Here is a 16695-nt window from a genome sequence, read left to right as displayed (position 1 = left end):
GAGCTCCGAATTCAGTGGGAAGCGCCGATCGCGACTTCCGCGATCACGGACATGCCCGGCACCAGGCGGCCGGCCAGCGCCTTCTGGTCAGCTTGCGACAGCGTGATCTTGACGGGCACGCGCTGCACGATCTTCGTGAAGTTGCCGGTGGCGTTATCGGCCGGCAGCAGCGCGAACTGGTTGCCGGAGGCCGGCGAGAAGCTGTCCACGCGGCCCGTCACTTCCTTGCCCGGCAGCGCGTCGACCGTGATGTGCACCGGCTGGCCCACGTGCATGTCGGCCAGCTGGGTTTCCTTGAAGTTCGCCGTGATCCACACGTTGTCCTGCACCAGTGCCGTCAGCTGCTGGCCCGGCTGCACGCGCTGGCCCACCTCGACGGTGCGCTTGCCGACGCGGCCGCTGATCGGCGCCACGATCTTGTTGTACGCGAGCTGCTGCTCGGCGTCCTTCAACTGCACCTTCAGCACGTCGATCTGCGTCTTCAGCACGTCGCGCGCGGAAGCGGCGGCGGCGATCTGCGCCTTCGCGGCGGCGGCGCTGTCCTTGCGCGCGGCCAGGTCGGCGACGGCGCTGGCGCGGGAGGCGTTGGCGGCATCCAGCTCGGCCTTCGACACGGCCTTCATCTGGCTCGTGTACAGCTGGCCGTAGCGCTCGGCGTCCTGGTTGGCGCGGACCAGCAGCGCCTCGGATTGCTTGACCTGGGCCGCGGCGGCGCTGGCTTGCGCATTGACCTGGGCCACTTGCGCGTCGGCCTGCAGCACCTGGGTTTCGGCGGCGGCGATCTGGGCACGGATCTGGTCGACCTTGATGCGCTGGTCGAACGGATCGAGTTCGGCGATCACGTCGCCTTCCTTGACGTACTGGTTATCGTCGATCAGCACCTTGGTGACGGTGCCGGCGATGCGGGACGAGACCGGGTGAACGTGGCCGGCAACGTAGGCGTTCTCCGTTTCCACGAAATGCGTGCTGCGGTACCACATGCGGCCGCCCGCCACGATCGCGGCCACGGCGATCAGGCCGGCGACGACGATCACGCGGCGGTTCGGCTTCTTGGCCGCTGCCGCCGGCGCCGCGGGGGCAGCCGGTGCGCCTGCTGGCACAGCGCTGAGCACTTTTTGTTCTGCCTGGTTGTTGGACATGGTGGCGCTCCCAGAAATGAAATGGTGTCTGCGCATTATTCGACAAAGATTGGGCGAAGTCAAGAAATGAAACGGTTGCATTTCATTTCTAAGTGGCATACAGTGATGCCATCTGATAGCCTTCCACGTTATTTGCAGCGTTCCCTACCGATGTCCAACGATATATCTGACGAGCAAGACAGCGAAGTGCAGTGCCCCATCGCCAACCGCGGCGCGGGCCGGCCGCGCGCGTGCGACGCCGAGGCCCGCATGCAGGATCTGATGACGACCGCGGCCGAGCTCTTCCTTGAAAAGGGGTACGCGAAGGTCAGCCTGGAAATGATCGCCCGCAAGGCGCGCGTGGCAGTGCGCACGATCTACGTGAAGTTCGGCGGCAAGAGCGGCCTGTTCCGGGAGATCCTGCGGTCGGGCCGCGAGGTCTATTTCGGCACGATGGAAGACCTGGAAACGAACCAGCGCCCGCTGCGCGAGGTGCTGATCGACTTTGGTACACGGGTGCACGAGCTGCTGTCCTCGTCCGTCGTCATCAAGCTGCACCGGATGGTGATCGCCGAGGCGCACCACGACCAGGAGCTGGCCGAGGCGTTTTTCGACGCCGGCCCGCAGCAGACCCGCGTGGCGCTGTGCCGCTATTTTTCCCGTCCCGAGGTCCGCGCGCAGCTGCGCGACCTGCCTGCCGAGCAGCTGGCCGTGCACTTCATGAACTGCCTGATGGGCGACCACGTGAAACGCTACCTGTTCGGCCCGGCGCCGACGGGGGCGCGCGATACCGAGCTGCAGGTCGAGCAGCGCGTCGACCTGTTCCTGAACGGCACCCGGGCCTGAGGGCGCAGCTCATCCTTAAGGGCGCGTTCTGTGCGCTGCCGCACGGAGTAGCGCCCCCGCGTGGAGCGATACTGATTTCCTTAAGAACATAAAGTACAGGGAGGCTGTATGAGCAAGATCGACAGGCTGCAATGGACCCAGAAAGTGGCGGCGTTGAACGAACGTATCCGCGGCTTCCAGGCCAACCCCAGCCAGGAACAGCTCGAACTGGCGATTCGCGAGCTGCGCGCGTATGCGGACGCGGCCAACGAGGGCATGGAAATCCCTCCGCGCTTCATCGCCAACTGACCACCGACCGGGCCCTGCCCGGTTTTTTTACACCCCTACCCCGACTCCCCATGAACAACCAGGACTATGACCAGGAATTCTGGCAACTGATCGACCAGTTCATCCAGTTCGCCAACGAAAAAGGCCAGGCCAGCGGCGCGCCGCCGCACGTGGCCGGCGCCGCATTGATGTTCGCGGCTTCCCGCTTCAATGCGTTCCTGCTGGCCCGCAATGCCGGCACCGTCGAGAAATTCGCGGCCAACCGCGACGAAGCGCTTGCCTACTTCCGCCAGCAGTTCGACAAGATGATGGCCGAGAACGTCAACGACTACGAACAGAACTTCGACAAGTACATCGGTCAGTGAGCGCGCGCTGAGCAGTAATGAAGCAGCGACTGAGCGGAATTTGAGCGACCGCTGAGCAGTTGTTGAGCGCTCGCCGAGCGATGGCGACAGGCCCCAAATCGTTTCCCTGAGGATTTTCGTTGTCGCCGTTGACATGGCCGGCGCCATGCGGTCTAATGCCTGAAGCTGCATGAAATCGTTTTCAAACCCTCAGGCTAGATAAGATAATGACCGATAAATTGCAATTTCCGCCTTCGTTCACGTGGGGAGTCGCCACCAGCGCGTTCCAGATCGAGGGTGCCGCCAACGCCGACGGCAAGGGCCCGTCGATCTGGGATACGTTCAGCCACACGCCGGGTAAAGTGATCGACGGCAGCAACGGCGACGTGGCCTGCGACCACTACCACCGTTACGCGGAAGACGTCGGCATCATGGCGGACCTGCACGTGGACGCCTACCGCTTCTCGATGGCGTGGGCGCGCGTGCAGCCGGCCGGCAAAGGCGCATGGAACGAGGCGGGCTTTGCGTTTTACGGGCGCCTGCTGGACGAGCTGGACAAGAAGAACATCGCCGCCCACATCACACTGTATCACTGGGACCTGCCGCAGGGCCTGCAGGACGACGGCGGCTGGCTGAACCGCGACACGGCATATCACTTCGCCGAGTATGCAGCGGAAGTCGCGCGGCGTTTCGGCAACCGCGTGAAAACGATTGCAACGCACAACGAGCCGTGGTGCACGGCCAACCTGGGTTACGGCAACGCGCAATTCGCGCCGGGCGTCGCCGATGCCAAGCAGTCCGTGCAGGTGTCGCACCACCTGCTGCTGTCGCACGGCCTCGCGATGAAAGCGATGCGCGCCGTCGGCAGCCAGGCCCAGCTCGGCATCGTGCTGAACCAGTGGACCGCCGATCCCGCCACCGACAGCGCTGCCGACCGCGCCCTCGCCCAGTGGGAATATGCCCGCTCCGTGCAATGGTTCATGGACCCGATCTTCAAGGGCCGCTACCCCGAGTACGCGCTGCAAGGCCACGGCGCCAACGCGCCGGACGTGAAGGACGGCGACTTCGACATCATCCGCCAGCCGATCGACTTCCTGGGCGTGAACTACTACTTCCGCTCCTGGTGCAGCGCGGCCAATCCGCCGGTGCCGGCACCGGCGGCCTTGGGCACGACGGACATGGGCTGGGAAATCTACCCGCAGGGCCTGACCGAGCTGCTGGTGAAGCTGAAGGGCGAATACGACCTGCCGCCGATCTACATCACGGAGAACGGCATGGCCAATCCGGACGAGGTGGTGGACGGCCACGTGCCCGACACGCAGCGGATCGACTACGTGCAGCGCCACCTGGCCGCATTGAAGGATGCGATGGATGCGGGCGTCGACGTGCGCGGCTACTTCCTGTGGAGCCTCCTGGACAACTTCGAATGGAACTCCGGCTACGCGAAACGCTTCGGCATCGTGCACGTCGATTACGCGACGCAGCAGCGCACGCCGAAGGACAGCGCGCTGTGGTATCGCGAATTCATCGACACGCAGCGCGGCTGACGGCTAACATGACGTACGCAACAGCGGCAGCATAGCCGCAGCGGATATGACGACACAGACAGGAGACGACATGAACACGAAAGCAGCCAGCGCGACGGCCGAGGACCTGCCCGCGACAGGCCACGCCACCGCCGCCCCGCGCCGCAGTCCGCTGCTGTGGGTCCCCACCGGTTACTTCACGATGGCGCTGGCCTACGTGATGCTGACCAGCGTGACGGCGATCATGTTCAAGAACCTGGGCATGGACAACGGCAAGGCCGCCGAGTACGCGAGCTACCTGATCCTCGCGTACACGATCAAGCCGCTGTTCGCACCGCTCGTCGAGATGTACCGCACGAAGAAGTTCTTCGTGCTGGTCGCACAGGTGATCGTCGGCGTCGGCTTCGGCTGCGTCGCGCTGGCGATGGCGCTGCCGGGCTACATGGCGATCATGGTCGCGCTGTTCATCCTGCTGTCGTTCGTCGGCGCCACGCAGGACATCGCCTCCGACGGCGTCTACGTCACCGCGCTCGACTCGCGCGCGCAATCGCTGTACTGCGGTATCCAGAGCCTGTCGTGGAACATCGGCCCGATCGTCGCCTCGGGCGGCATGGTGTACCTGTCAGGCTGGCTGCACACGCGCGTCTTCCACCACGATCCAAAAGTGTTCGGCCCCGAGTGGATCGAAAGCTGGCGCATCATCTTCTTCATCGTCGCCGGCCTGACGCTCGTGATGGCGGCATGGCACCTGCGCACGATGCCGGACGGCGCGAAGGCGGAAAACGCGCCGTCGTCGCTGAGCGAAGCGTGGTTCATCCTGAAGGACTCCTTCATCACGTTCTTCCAGAAGCGCGACGTGTGGCTGATGGTCGGCTTCGCGTTCCTGTTCCGCCTGTCGATCGGCCTCTTGGAAAAGATCGGCCCGTTCTTCATGGTGGACCCCGTGGCCAAGGGCGGCCTGGGCATGTCGAACGAGCAGCTGGGCCTCGTCTACGGCACGTACGGGCTGGCTGCCGTGCTGCTGGGCTCCCTGCTGGGCGGCTTCTTCGTCGCCAGGCGCGGCCTGAAGCCGACGTTGTTCCTGCTGTGCTGCGCCGTCAACATCCCGAACGTGACGTTCCTGCTGATGGCGCTGTACCAGCCGACCAGCGAGCTCGTTGTGACGGCGGGCGTCGCGGTCGAGAAATTCTTCTACGGCTTCGGCTCCGTCGGCTTCATGATCTACCTGATGCAACAGCTCGCGCCGGGCAAGTACTCGACGACGCACTACGCGTTCGGCACGGGCCTGATGGGGCTGTGCATGATGGTGACGGGGATGGTGTCCGGGCACCTGCAGGAGGCGCTGGGGTATGTGCACTATTTCTGGTTCGTGATGGCGGCGACGGTGCCGTCGTTCCTGGTCACCTGGTTCGCGCCGTTCCATCACAAAGAGGCGTGAAGGAGCAGACGATGTCCTTTCCCGCCATTCACCGCGTCGTGACGGGTCACGATGCCGACGGCAAGGCCATCGTGGCGAGCGATGGCCCGTTGCCCACGGTGTTCGAGCTGCAGGCACTGCCCGGCATGTTCTTCCATGAGGTGTGGGAGACGGCAGGCACGCCCGCCCCCGTCGACAACGGCGCCGACCCGACCACCGGCCCGACGATGCACGGTCCACCGAAGCACGGCACGCGCATCCGCTTCGTCGACTTCCCGCCCGACGAGGCCTACCTGGCCGATGCGGAGCAGCGGATGAAGGCGGCGTTCGGGGAGGTCAACAACAGCGCGGCCCTGACGACGAAGGACGACTCGCCGCACCCGATGATGCATCGCACCGAGGCTGTCGACTACGGCATCGTCATCGCGGGCGAGCTGACGCTCGTGCTCGACGATTCCGATGTGCCGTTGAGACCCGGCAGCGTCGTCATCCAGCGTGGCACCAATCACGCGTGGGCGAACCGCTCCGGCAAGCCGTGCCGCATGCTGTTCATCCAGGTCGATGGGCAGTATGACCCGGCGATCGCGGCGGCACTCGCGGCGCGCTAGTCACTTGCCTGCGCGCTAACCTGCGCACCGACCAGCGCAGCCGCGGCGGCCAGATCGCGGGTCGCGAACCCTTCCGTGAACTCGTCCAGCGCGGCGCGCACGATGCCGAGTGCCGCGGCGCCTTCCTCGCCGTCGCCCGACAGCGTGGCCAGGTCGATGGCAACCCTCAGGCGCCACGCCAGCGCACCGGTCTCGGTGGCAACCTCCAGCGCATTGACGAGCAACCCCGCCGCTTCCGTCTTCCGGCCCTGCAGCGCCGCGATCGCGGCCTGGATGCGCAACACCTCGGGCAGGCACCACAGCTCGTGTTGAGCGGCGGCGATGTCCAGCGCCGTACGGATCGTGCTTTCCGCTTCGGCGAACCGGCCGCGATCGGCCAGCGCGTTCGCCAGCACGCTCAGGTAGTACGGCATGCGCGCCAGGTGATTGATGTTGCGGAACTCCCCGATCGCACGTTGCAGCGCGAAGATGACGTCCGGCGATGAGCCGTGCCGCGCATAGGCGACGGCGGCGGCATAGAAGCTGGCCACGGGCCGCCGCGACACGAGGCCATGCCGCGCGACGTGGTCTTCCAGCATCGCCACGTAGCGTTCGCACTCGTCGTAGGCGCCGCTCCAGTAGAACACCGGGCATGCATACGACAGGATGTTGTTCATCGACAGGTGGTGCTTCGTCTGGCGTGCTTCATCGACGGCCACCGCGGCCGTGCGCATCGCCGCGTCGGCGGAGCCGGTCAACCACTGGACATGCGTCAGCACGGCACGCACGAGGACGATCGGATCGGACAGGTAGCGCACGGCATACGAACCGAAATAGCGCAAGTCGCGCCGCGCCAGGCGTTCCAGGCGTTCCCGGGAGCGGGGCAGCCGGCCGAGGAACAGTTCCGCGATGCCCATGTGGACGTCGCCCTCCGGCAGGACGGAAGGATCTTCCGCGCCGGCCACCGCTTCGAATTCCTCCAGCGTGCGCATGCCCGCCTCGTGCTCGCCCGTGAAGAGTTCGTAGATGCCGATCATCACCAGGCAACGCAGCCGATAGTCGGTATCGCCGATGCCTTCCGCGATCGCCAGCGCGCGGCGCAGCGCCGCCATGGCCTGGTGCCGGAATTCCCGGGTCAGCATCGTCGAGCAGCCCAGCCACAGTTTCAGCTTCATCTCGAACGCGGTTCCCGCCAACCCCGCGGCGTCGAGTTCCTCGACAGCATGCGAGACATGCCGCAGGCATTCCTCCGTCAGCGAGAACTGGTTCCACAGCAGCAGGCCTGCCACGGTCAGCCGGATCGCCAGCGGTCCATCCGGCGCCTCCTTGACGGTCCACGCGAGCGCCGCGCGCAGGTCGCCCAGCACGCGCCGGTATGCGCTTTCCCACTCGTCCGCGGGGCGTTGTGCCCACTCGCTGCCGGCCCGCTCCAGCGTGACGTACGTGTGCTCGGCATGCCGCTGCCGCGCCACCGGTTCGTGCCCGCCGGCGCGCAGCTTGTCCTGGCAGTACGAGTTCGTGGTTTCCTGCAGACGGTAGGCGATGCCGTCGGCATCGAGGTCGGCCACGAGCAGCGATTTCGCCGACAGCTGGGCCAGCATATCGGCCGCTTCGGCCGGGTCCATGGCCGCGACGACCGCGGCGCCCTCGATATCGAACACCCCGGCGAACACGGAAACGGAGCGCAGCAGCGCGGCCTCGCGTTCCGCGAGCAGGCTGTAGCTCCAGTCGAGCGTGGCCGCCAGCGTGCGATGGCGTTCCGGCCCGGAGCGGCGCCCGACCAGCAGCCGGAAGCGGTTGTCGAGCTGCTTGTGCAGGCCGCCCACCCCGAACGCATCGATGCGGGTCGCGGCCAGTTCGATGGCGAGCGCGATGCCGTCGAGCCGCCGGCAGATCTCCGCCACGGCCGTGGCATCGGCGTCGCGCAGCTTGAACGTTTCCATCCGGTCCGTGGCGCGGTCGACGAACAGCTGCACAGCCGGGAACATCAGCGCTTCCTGCGCCGTCAGGTGTTCCGACGACGGCGGCAACCCCAGGCCCGGCAACCGGCGCACGCGCTCCCCGCTCAGTTGCAGCGGCTCGCGGCTGGTGACGAGGATCTTCACGCCTGCCGCCTCGGCCAGGATCCGGCTGGCGCACGCGGCACACGCTTCGATGACCTGCTCGCAACTGTCGAGCACGAGCAGGATCTGCCGGTCGCGCAGCGATTTGCACAACGTGGCCAGTATGCCGGCCGCGTTGCCGGCGATGCCGAGCGCCGCCGCGACGGCGCTGGGGACCTGGTGCGGATCCTTCGTCAACGCCAGGTCGACCAGCCAGGCGCCGTCGCGGAACGCGCCGATCGCGTGTTCGGCCACGGCCAGCGCGACGGTGGTCTTGCCGATGCCGCCGGGGCCGACGATCGACACGAGGCGGGCGACGTCGAAATCGCGGCGGATCCCATCGATCGCATCGGCCCTGCCGATCACCCGCGTCGTTCCGGTCGGCAGATTGTGGCGGCGCGTGGTGCCCGCCGCCGGGGCCCAGGCGAGGTTCGGCGACACCCCGGTGGTGACGGGGACGATCAGCTTGTAGCCGCGCCCCGTGACGGTGGCGATATAGCGCGCGTCGTCCGGGCCGCCGTCGCCCAGTGCGCGCCGCAACGCGGCCATGTTGACCTTCAGGTTGCTCTCGTCGACCACGGTGGACGGCCACACGCGGGCGATCAGTTCGCGCTTGCTGACGAGTTCACCGGGACGTTCGGCGAGCGCGGTGAGGATGTCCAGTGCCCGGCTGCCGATCCGCACCGGCAGCTCGCCTTGCAGCAGCAGCTGGCGTTGCGGAATGAGTACGAACGAGCCGAAGGCAAACGACCGGCCGCCCGGATCGTCCGTCATGCGCTCTCCCTTGTACGGTTCATTCATCGTTGCTACTCATGGTTAAAAAATAGTATACAAGCGGCCCATCGGACGGGCCAGGTTTTTATCGGCGCATTCCCATGCGCCGCACCGTCAATTCGACTTCTCCTCCGACAACCTCGGGTTCGCCAATGCACCGGATATTGCACTCGATATTCGCCGCGATACGCGGGCCGTGGTGCACGCGCGCCGGCGGTGAATCGGCTTCCCACCTTTTAACCGGGATTAACTGAAGCCTTCCCGCGGCAGCGGGATAGAGTACCTCCGAAGCGCCAGACCAGGGCCCATCCGGCCCTCTACCTTATGGAGGAACCCATGAAACCAATGCAAACCGCCGTGCAGATCGAACAGCCAATCCCCGTCGTCCATTACAGGACGGTGAATATCGACAGCGTCGACGTGTTCTATCGCGAAGCGGGGCCCGCCGGTAAGCCGACGCTGTTACTGCTGCACGGCTTTCCGACGTCGTCGCACATGTTCCGCAACCTGATCCCGCTGCTGGCCGATCGTTATCACGTGATCGCGCCGGACTATCCCGGCTTCGGCCAGAGCGCGGCACCCGATCACAAGGCATTCGCCTACACGTTTGCGCACCTGGCGGACATCGTCGACAAGCTCACCGACGCGCTGGGCATCACCCGCTACAGCATGTACGTGATGGATTACGGCGCACCGATCGGTTACCGCATGGCGCTGAAGCACCCGGAGCGCCTGCAGACGCTGATTGTGCAGAACGGGAACGCCTACACCGAAGGGCTTGAAACATTCTGGGATCCGATCAAGGCTTACTGGGCCGAGGACACGCCGCAGCGGCGCGAAGCGATCGCCAACCTCGTCACGCTGGAGATCACGAAATTCCAGTACACCGACGGCATGAGCGACGTCGCCAGGATCAGTCCGGACAACTGGATCGTCGACCAGGCCCTGCTCGACCGCCCCGGCAACCGCGAGATCCAGCTCGACCTGTTCCGCGACTACGGCTCGAACGTGCCGCTGTACCCCGACTTCCAGGCGTTCTTCCGCCAGTACCAGCCGCCGACGCTGATCGTGTGGGGCAAGAACGACTACATCTTCCCCGAACCCGGCGCGCATCCCTACCTGCGCGACCTGCCCAAGGCGGAACTGCACCTGCTCGATACGGGCCACTTCGCGCTCGAAGACAAGCTCGATGAGATGGTGCCGCTGATCCGCGATTTCCTCGGCCGGAATCTGTGACTTGCCGCCGCCGGCGCCGCACGCGAGGCGCCGGCGGCTTCCTTCCACGCGTCATTCATCTGGAGCCGCCATGAGCGCGATCCCAACGACCCGGCACCGCTCGACGAGCATCGCCGGCCTCGATATCTTCCACCGCGAAGCGGGCCCGCAGGACGCGCCCGCCGTGGTCCTGCTGCACGGCTTTCCCAGCTCGTCGCACATGTACCGCAACCTGATCCCGGCGCTGGCCGACCGCTACCGCGTCCTCGCGCCGGACCTGCCGGGATTCGGCCTGTCGTCGATGCCGCCGCGCGGCAGCTTCCCTTATGGCTTCGCGGCGTTCACGGACGTCGTCGACGCCTGGCTCGCGCGCCTGGAAGTGAGCAGCTACGCGCTGTACGTGATGGACTACGGCGCGCCCGTCGGCCTGCGCCTCGCGCTGAAGCACCCGGAGCGCGTGACGGCGCTGGTGGTCCAGAACGGCAATGCCTACGAGGCGGGAATGGGCGACTTCTGGGCCTCGACTCGCGCGCTGTGGGCCGACGACAGCCAGGCGAACCGCGATGCGATGCGCCCATTCCTGACGCTGGAAGGCACGCGGTTCCAGTACGTCACGGGCGTGCAGGACGCCAGCCGCGTCGATCCGGCGGCGTGGATCCACGACCAGTTCTTCCTGGACCGTGCCGGCAACGTGGACATCCAGCTCGACATCATCCGCGACTACCGCACCAACGTCGCGCTGTACCCCGAGTTCCACCGCTACTTCCGCGATCATCAGCCGCCCACGCTGATCCTGTGGGGCGACAACGATCCGATCTTCCTGTCGGCGGGAGCGCAGGCCTACCTGGACGATCTGCCGGACGCGGAGCTGCACCGCTTCGACACCGGCCACTTCGCGCTGGAAGACAAGGCGGACGAGATGATCGCGCCAATGCGCCGCTTCCTCGAGCGCACGCTGCACGCGCACCCTGCCTCGTAATGCCTTCAACAAGGAGAACCAACATGACGAATTCCATGCCATCGAAAGCCTCCGTCACACCTTCCGGCGGCGGCGCCATGCTGCTCGACCCGGCCGACACGGTCGTCCTGCTGCTCGACCATCAGTCGGGTCTGTTCCAGACCGTCAAGGACATACCGGTCGCCGACCTGCGGCGCAACGTCGAGACGATCGCCAGGCTGTGCACGCTGCTGCACATCCCCGTGATCACGACGGCCTCGGAGCCGGCCGGCACCAACGGTCCGCTGATGCCCGAGATCCACGACCTTGCGCCGCATGCGGTCTACGTGCCGCGCAAGGGCGAAGTCAACGCGTGGGACAACGACGACTTCGTCGGCACGGTGCGCGCCACCGGCCGCAGGACGCTCGTGATGGCGGGCGTATGGACCAGTGTCTGCGTGATGTTCCCCGCGCTCGACGCCCGGGCGGCGGGCTATCAGGTCTATGCCGTGATCGACGCGTCGGGCGACCCCAGCGAGATGGCATCGCGCGTCTCGCTGGCCCGCTTCGTCCAGGGCGGTGTCACGCCCACGACGACGAACGCGCTGCTGTCGGAACTGCACCGCACGTGGGCCCGCCCGGAAGCGGCCGACCTGGCGAGGCTTTATGGGATGGTCGCGCCGAACTATGCGGCCGTGGCCGAGAGTTATGCGCGGGCGCAGCAGGCGGCGCGGGAGGCGGGATAGATCGAAAGACGGGGCGCGGCCCCGTCCGCGTCATGCTCCATGTGAAGCGGTTGGTGGCTCCGTGATGGGGCGATGCCGATGATGCAGCAGGAATGTGTACTGTTCCGGCACGTCATGAAAGCAACGGCGCCATCGTCCCTGATGAATGGACTGCGCACATTCTTCAGGCACGCATGCCGCATGACCAGTGAGAGCGAGCCTCCAGGCCGGCTGGCCCGGTTATCCAAGGTAAAGCCGCGGAATACACCCAGCCGAATTACGCAAGCTCAACGCCAGCGGCAACCGCGATCCGCGCCGGCATCAGGAGGGGCAAGCGGTCATGGTTCTCGATGCCGGATACCGGCTTCGCGCTCCATCGTCTGCAGAAGCACCTGGTGCCGGCGCTCGTTCGCTTCCTGCAGTTCGAGGAGCGCGGCATAGCGCTTCTGCAACCCGGCCGCGACCTCCATCTGCCGCGACGCTTCGCCCGTCTGCCGTGCAGTTTCCTTCAGCTGCGCGTTGTACTTCGCGATCATCTCGTCGGTCGCACTCGCCTGTGTTTTCGCGCCGCCGCTGCTCGCCGGTTGCAGCAACAGGAACCAGAACATCCAGAAGATGACGTTGAATGTCAGGGCTTTCACAAAAAACAGGACGATGGACTTCATCAACGTTGACTGGTGTGGCGTGGACATGATCTCTCCCTGGTGATGGGGAACAATAGCGCAGGCGGGCACCGAAAAGTCTCACGAAAACCCACCACGCGGATTTCCTTGAGCTCACGCGGCGTGAACGCGACGATCGAGCCCAAGGCCGCTCCCGCTCCTGGCGCCCCGTTCGCTACAAGTTCAACCCCACCGGCAACCGCACCAGAATGAACTCCGCATTATCCGGCCGCGTCGTACTCCGCCCACCAGTCCCGCCGGGATAATTGCTGTCGTTGACGATCATGATCGTATGCCGGTCGACGATGCGCACGGCTTCCACGCTCTCCATCGGGAACGTGAACACGCCGTTGATCGTCGCGGCGCCGCCCAGGCCTTTCGGGTCGGCGAGGTTCATCAGGTCCGCCACTTCTTCCTTCACCAGGTAGCCGTCGCTGTCCACCTTGTTCAGGTCGATCTTGTACACCTTCTTCACGCGCGCGGCGACGCGGTCCGCGCCGCTGGCCTTGTAGTTGCCGGTGCGCGCGTCCCCTGCTCCGCGGTCCTTCTCGATGACGAGGAATTCGTGGTCGTTAATCGCCGTCATGTCGTTGACCGTGAAGACCTCCTTCATCGTCGCGCCGGCGGCGTTCACGTACGTACCCGTGCCGACCTTGTATGCGTAGGCGTTCGGCAGATACGTGTTGGCCACGATGTCGAACACGTTCAGGATACGGCGTTGCGGGTCCGTGTCCGTCGTCATCGCCTGCTCCAGCATCGTGTAGATGCGCGTGCCGGCCGGGTTGATCGTCATGCTCTCGAAGCCGCCGGAGTTCGGCAGGTTCGCCGCCGCCGTGCCGAGCGTCGGATTGCTCGGGCTTTGCACCAGCGGGTTCGTGCCCAGCTTGAACGTGTTCGGCAGCGGCACTTCCTTTTGCAGTACCTTGCCGGTGCGGTCCGTCTTCACGAGGAACGGGCCGAATTCGTCGCCGAACCACAGATTGCCGCTCGCGTCGATGACGAACGACTCGACATCCAGGTCGCCGCCCGTCAGCAGCTTGCCGGACTTGATCAGCGGGTCGACGGGGATCGTCCGCCCGGCCGGCGAGACGCTGGTGCCCGGGTAATTCACGCCGTCCGCGACGATCGCGTAACTCAGCTTGCGGTCCGGGTCGCGCAGGCGGATGTAGCTGTCGGCGTTGAAGCCGGCCAGCGTGTCGCACGTGGTGAAGTTCGCCGCCTGCACCTTGCCGCTGGCCCAGTCGGGCTTTACGGCGTACACGTGCAGCAGCGCATCCGGCGACGTGGCTTTCGCGCCGAAGCCGTTGTCCTGCATGACGTACCAGCAGCTGCCGGCAAACGCGGTGGCGAACGCCGAGAAGCCCTGCATCGGCTGCTTGTTCACGAACGGCAGCGTGTAGCCGTAGTTCGCCGTTGCGTTGGTCAGGTCGCCGCCCGTGATGAACTGGCCGGACGTGGGGCCATCCACGTAAGTGTCGGCCGGCAGGCTGGCGAAGCCGGCCAGCGTCGGTACGGCGGGAACCTGTTCGTCGTTATCGCCGCCGCATGCGGCAACGGAGAGCGCCAGCAGGGTCGCGCCGGCGAGGTGCAAGGTGTGCTTGTTCATGCCATCGATAGGAAGTTCGGGAGGCATGCAGTCTAGTGAGCGCCGATGACGCCCTGATGACGAAGAGATAAAAAAACCCGGCTCGAAAGCCGGGTTGTGAGGGACGTCGTGAAACCTTAGAACGTGTAGCCCGCGTTGAAGCCGATCGTGCGCGGCGGCAGGTACTGCGCCTGCCACACGCCTTGCGGGTTCTGCGCGCTGGTCTTGATGTTCTTGTCGCCGGCGTTACGCACGAACAGGTCGACGTAGTACTTCTTGTCGGCGTCGTAGCGCAAGCCCAGGTCCACCTTCGCGTACGAACTCTGGCGGTCCGGCTCGCCCAGGTTGAACACGGACAGCCAGCTTGCCGATTCCCAGTGCGCGGACAGGCGCGGCGTCAGCGTGCCGGTAGGCAGCTGGAAGACGTGCTGGTACATGATCTGCGTGCTCCACTTCGGCGAGTGCGGCATCGTGTTGCCCGTCACGTCCAGGCAGTTCGAGATGCCCGGGATCGAGCACACCGGCAGCGTGTAGTCGTTCGAGCCGCCGATCAGCTGGCCCAGTTCCGCATGCGTGTACGTGCCGGTGAACTGCACACGGTCCGCTGGCGTGATCTTCGCCGCGATCTCCGTCTCGAAGCCGTACACTTTCGCGCCTTCCGCGTTGTACGTGGACAGACTGTGGCTGCCGTCCGGGTTCGTCACGGGTGCGCTGAACTGGAAGCCCTTGAACTTTTCGTAGTACAGCGCGTTGTTCATGCGGACCTTGCCGTTCATGAACGTGCTCTTGCTGCCCACTTCATAGTTCGTCAGCGTCTCCTGGCCATATGGCACGCCGCCATCCTGCAGGCCGCCGGACTTGTAGCCGGTCGAGACGCTCGCATACAGCATCGACGTCGGCGTGATGTCGTAGCTGATACGGCCCAGCCACGTGGCCTTGCTGCCGCTGAACGAGCCGCTGTTGTTGGAGCTGAGCGCGAAGCCGGAACCGGCGGTCGCCGGATTCGTGCTCGGGCTGATCGGCAGTTGCGGCACGTCGGCCTTGTCGTTCCAGCCCCAGCCGATGCCGCCGATGTTCTCGCGCTTGTCGTCCGTGTAGCGGGCGCCGCCCGTCAGGTGCAGCTGGTCGTTGATGTTCCACGTGGCCTGCCCGAACACGGCCTTCGATTCGACCGTTTCCTTCGGCTGGATGAACGAACCCTGCCAGTTCACGGTGCCCTGCTGGGTGCCGTTCATGATGGGAATGTCGAAGCGCATCGCGTTGTTTTCATGGCCGTAGTACAGGCCCAGCAGCCAGTCGACCTGCTTCTTGCCCGTCGACTGCAGCTCCACTTCATGGCTGTAGCTCTTGTACTTCGACAGCAGCGTGTTGTTGGCCTGCGATTTGCCGCCCGTCGTGAAGCTGGTCGGGATGTACGAGCCGCCATCCTGGTCATACGTCGACGAGCCGCGGAACGACGACCAGCCGGCGATATAGGCCAGGCTCATGTCCGGGTTGATCGCCCAGTCCACCCGGCTGCGCACGGAATTCGAGTCGCGCTTCAGCGACGGCGCCGTATCGATCAGCGCGGACCACAGGTCCTGGCCGGCCCGCGGCGTCTGCATCAGGTTCATGCTCGGCGTGCCGCGGTCCTGGTAACGCTCGTACGACACGTTCCAGTGCAGGTTCGGCATGATTTCCCACAGCAGCGACAGGCGCAGGGCAGTCTGGTCCTGGGCATTGTATTTCGGCCCGCCCTGGACGAACTGGGCGTTGCTGAGCGGCTGGAACGCGATCGGGTTGTTCGGGTACTTGGCGTTCGCCGCGGCGATGACGGCGGCGGCAGCGGCGCGCTGCTGGTCCAGCGGTACGTTCGGCGGCGTCTGGTAATCGACGTAGCCGTCGTGCTGCTCGTGCACGAACGCGACGCGCATCGCGGCCGTGTCGGACAGCGGGATGTTGAACGCGCCGCGGCCGCCGACGCGGGCGTAGTCGCCCATGCCCGCCTCGATGTAGCCGGACGTGCTGCCCAGCGTCGGCTTGGCAGTCTGCATGTTGACGGCGCCGACGGTGGAGTTACGGCCCCACAGCGTGCCCTGCGGGCCGCGCAGCACTTCGATGCCGTCCAGGTCGAACAGCAGCGTGGTTGCGCCTTCCGGACGCGGCGAGTAGATGCCGTCGACGAATACGGCCACTTCGGGGTCGGCGTATTCCGTCTTCGCGCTGTCGTTGCCGATGCCGCGCATCGTCATCGTGATCACGCCGTGGTCGCCCTGGCTGGTGGCGGAGAAGCCCGGCACCAGGTTGACGACGTCCTGGATCGTCTGCACGTGGTTGTCGTCCAGCGTCGCGGCGCTGATCGCCGTCACGGCGACCGGGGTGCGCTGCAGCGACGTGCTGCGCTTGGTGGCCGTCACATACACTTCGGGGATGACCGTCGAATTGGCCTCGGCGGCTTTCTGTGCTTGCTGCTGCTCTTTCGGCGCCTCGGGGGTGGCGTTGACGCCGGCGGTCTGCGCGTAGGCGCCGTTGATGCCGGCCAGCAGCGTCAGGACCGCGAGTTGGATGGGCGAGCCGAGGCGGCGCGCACGTGGCGTACGGGTGTTCATAA

Annotated in this window: 14 protein-coding genes; 9 read left to right on the top strand and 5 right to left on the bottom strand. The window is 65.7% G+C overall.

Annotation, left to right across the window (positions count from 1 at the left end):
• Positions 1-11: 11 nt before the first annotated feature.
• Positions 12-1139, bottom strand: coding sequence for an HlyD family secretion protein (locus tag IP92_RS11810; protein ID WP_145874972.1), 1128 nt, complete (start codon positions 1137-1139; stop codon positions 12-14).
• A 150-nt stretch (positions 1140-1289) separates the two neighbouring features.
• Between IP92_RS11810 and IP92_RS11805 the strand changes: the two genes are divergently transcribed.
• From IP92_RS11805 to IP92_RS11780, 6 genes are all read left to right on the top strand, one after another.
• Positions 1290-1964: a TetR/AcrR family transcriptional regulator gene (locus IP92_RS11805; RefSeq protein WP_145874970.1), complete on the top strand. Its 675-nt coding sequence runs from the start codon at positions 1290-1292 to the stop codon at positions 1962-1964.
• Positions 1965-2072: 108 nt separating this feature from the next.
• On the top strand, positions 2073-2252 hold the full coding sequence (locus tag IP92_RS11800) for a hypothetical protein (protein WP_145874968.1): 180 nt from the start codon (positions 2073-2075) through the stop codon (positions 2250-2252).
• A gap of 50 nt (positions 2253-2302) precedes the next feature.
• Positions 2303-2596, top strand: coding sequence for a DUF3144 domain-containing protein (locus IP92_RS11795; protein WP_145874966.1), 294 nt, complete (start codon positions 2303-2305; stop codon positions 2594-2596).
• A 206-nt stretch (positions 2597-2802) separates the two neighbouring features.
• Positions 2803-4122 carry a GH1 family beta-glucosidase gene (locus IP92_RS11790; RefSeq protein WP_145874965.1) on the top strand — a complete coding sequence of 440 codons (1320 nt, stop codon included), beginning with the start codon at positions 2803-2805 and terminating at the stop codon, positions 4120-4122.
• Positions 4123-4303: 181 nt separating this feature from the next.
• Positions 4304-5539, top strand: a complete 1236-nt coding sequence (locus IP92_RS11785; RefSeq protein WP_371860933.1) for an MFS transporter — start codon at positions 4304-4306, stop codon at positions 5537-5539.
• An 11-nt stretch (positions 5540-5550) separates the two neighbouring features.
• On the top strand, positions 5551-6126 hold the full coding sequence (locus IP92_RS11780; protein WP_145874961.1) for a cupin domain-containing protein: 576 nt from the start codon (positions 5551-5553) through the stop codon (positions 6124-6126).
• On the opposite strand, the gene IP92_RS11775 is transcribed toward IP92_RS11780, so the two are convergent.
• Positions 6123-9008: an ATP-binding protein gene (locus tag IP92_RS11775; RefSeq protein WP_199271930.1), complete on the bottom strand. Its 2886-nt coding sequence runs from the start codon at positions 9006-9008 to the stop codon at positions 6123-6125. The genes IP92_RS11780 and IP92_RS11775 overlap by 4 nt on opposite strands.
• Before the next feature lie 309 nt (positions 9009-9317).
• On the opposite strand from IP92_RS11775, the gene IP92_RS11770 reads away from it, so the two are divergent.
• From IP92_RS11770 to IP92_RS11760, 3 genes are all read left to right on the top strand, one after another.
• Positions 9318-10217: an alpha/beta fold hydrolase gene (locus IP92_RS11770; protein WP_371860925.1), complete on the top strand. Its 900-nt coding sequence runs from the start codon at positions 9318-9320 to the stop codon at positions 10215-10217.
• Positions 10218-10287: 70 nt separating this feature from the next.
• Positions 10288-11175: an alpha/beta fold hydrolase gene (locus IP92_RS11765; RefSeq protein ID WP_145874957.1), complete on the top strand. Its 888-nt coding sequence runs from the start codon at positions 10288-10290 to the stop codon at positions 11173-11175.
• 23 nt (positions 11176-11198) lie between these two features.
• Positions 11199-11879 (top strand): isochorismatase family protein, encoded by a 681-nt coding sequence (locus IP92_RS11760; RefSeq protein ID WP_145874955.1) that lies wholly within the window; start codon positions 11199-11201, stop codon positions 11877-11879.
• Between the two features lie 317 nt (positions 11880-12196).
• Here IP92_RS11760 and IP92_RS11755 read toward each other — a convergent pair whose 3' ends face one another.
• From IP92_RS11755 to IP92_RS11745, 3 genes are all read right to left on the bottom strand, one after another.
• On the bottom strand, positions 12197-12550 hold the full coding sequence (locus IP92_RS11755) for a hypothetical protein (protein ID WP_145874953.1): 354 nt from the start codon (positions 12548-12550) through the stop codon (positions 12197-12199).
• Positions 12551-12695: 145 nt separating this feature from the next.
• Positions 12696-14126, bottom strand: a complete 1431-nt coding sequence (locus tag IP92_RS11750; RefSeq protein ID WP_158206712.1) for an esterase-like activity of phytase family protein — start codon at positions 14124-14126, stop codon at positions 12696-12698.
• Between the two features lie 116 nt (positions 14127-14242).
• Positions 14243-16693: a TonB-dependent receptor gene (locus IP92_RS11745; protein WP_145874949.1), complete on the bottom strand. Its 2451-nt coding sequence runs from the start codon at positions 16691-16693 to the stop codon at positions 14243-14245.
• Positions 16694-16695 lie beyond the last annotated feature (2 nt).

The organism is Pseudoduganella flava, from assembly GCF_007830495.1.
GTDB classification, from domain to species: domain Bacteria; phylum Pseudomonadota; class Gammaproteobacteria; order Burkholderiales; family Burkholderiaceae_D; genus Rugamonas; species Rugamonas flava.
The sequence above is the reverse complement of the archived record's forward strand: the minus strand, read 5'-3'. Positions and strand labels throughout refer to the sequence as shown.

Excerpts from the sequence above, each read along its gene's own strand:
- IP92_RS11810 (WP_145874972.1), bottom strand. The coding sequence starts at position 1,139 with ATGTCCAACAACCAGGCAGAACAAAAAGTGCTCAGCGCTGTGCCAGCA.
- IP92_RS11805 (WP_145874970.1), top strand. The coding sequence starts at position 1,290 with ATGTCCAACGATATATCTGACGAGCAAGACAGCGAAGTGCAGTGCCCC.
- IP92_RS11800 (WP_145874968.1), top strand. The coding sequence starts at position 2,073 with ATGAGCAAGATCGACAGGCTGCAATGGACCCAGAAAGTGGCGGCGTTG.
- IP92_RS11795 (WP_145874966.1), top strand. The coding sequence starts at position 2,303 with ATGAACAACCAGGACTATGACCAGGAATTCTGGCAACTGATCGACCAG.
- IP92_RS11790 (WP_145874965.1), top strand. The coding sequence starts at position 2,803 with ATGACCGATAAATTGCAATTTCCGCCTTCGTTCACGTGGGGAGTCGCC.
- IP92_RS11785 (WP_371860933.1), top strand. The coding sequence starts at position 4,304 with ATGGCGCTGGCCTACGTGATGCTGACCAGCGTGACGGCGATCATGTTC.
- IP92_RS11780 (WP_145874961.1), top strand. The coding sequence starts at position 5,551 with ATGTCCTTTCCCGCCATTCACCGCGTCGTGACGGGTCACGATGCCGAC.
- IP92_RS11775 (WP_199271930.1), bottom strand. The coding sequence starts at position 9,008 with ATGAATGAACCGTACAAGGGAGAGCGCATGACGGACGATCCGGGCGGC.
- IP92_RS11770 (WP_371860925.1), top strand. The coding sequence starts at position 9,318 with ATGAAACCAATGCAAACCGCCGTGCAGATCGAACAGCCAATCCCCGTC.
- IP92_RS11765 (WP_145874957.1), top strand. The coding sequence starts at position 10,288 with ATGAGCGCGATCCCAACGACCCGGCACCGCTCGACGAGCATCGCCGGC.
- IP92_RS11760 (WP_145874955.1), top strand. The coding sequence starts at position 11,199 with ATGACGAATTCCATGCCATCGAAAGCCTCCGTCACACCTTCCGGCGGC.
- IP92_RS11755 (WP_145874953.1), bottom strand. The coding sequence starts at position 12,550 with ATGTCCACGCCACACCAGTCAACGTTGATGAAGTCCATCGTCCTGTTT.
- IP92_RS11750 (WP_158206712.1), bottom strand. The coding sequence starts at position 14,126 with ATGAACAAGCACACCTTGCACCTCGCCGGCGCGACCCTGCTGGCGCTC.
- IP92_RS11745 (WP_145874949.1), bottom strand. The coding sequence starts at position 16,693 with ATGAACACCCGTACGCCACGTGCGCGCCGCCTCGGCTCGCCCATCCAA.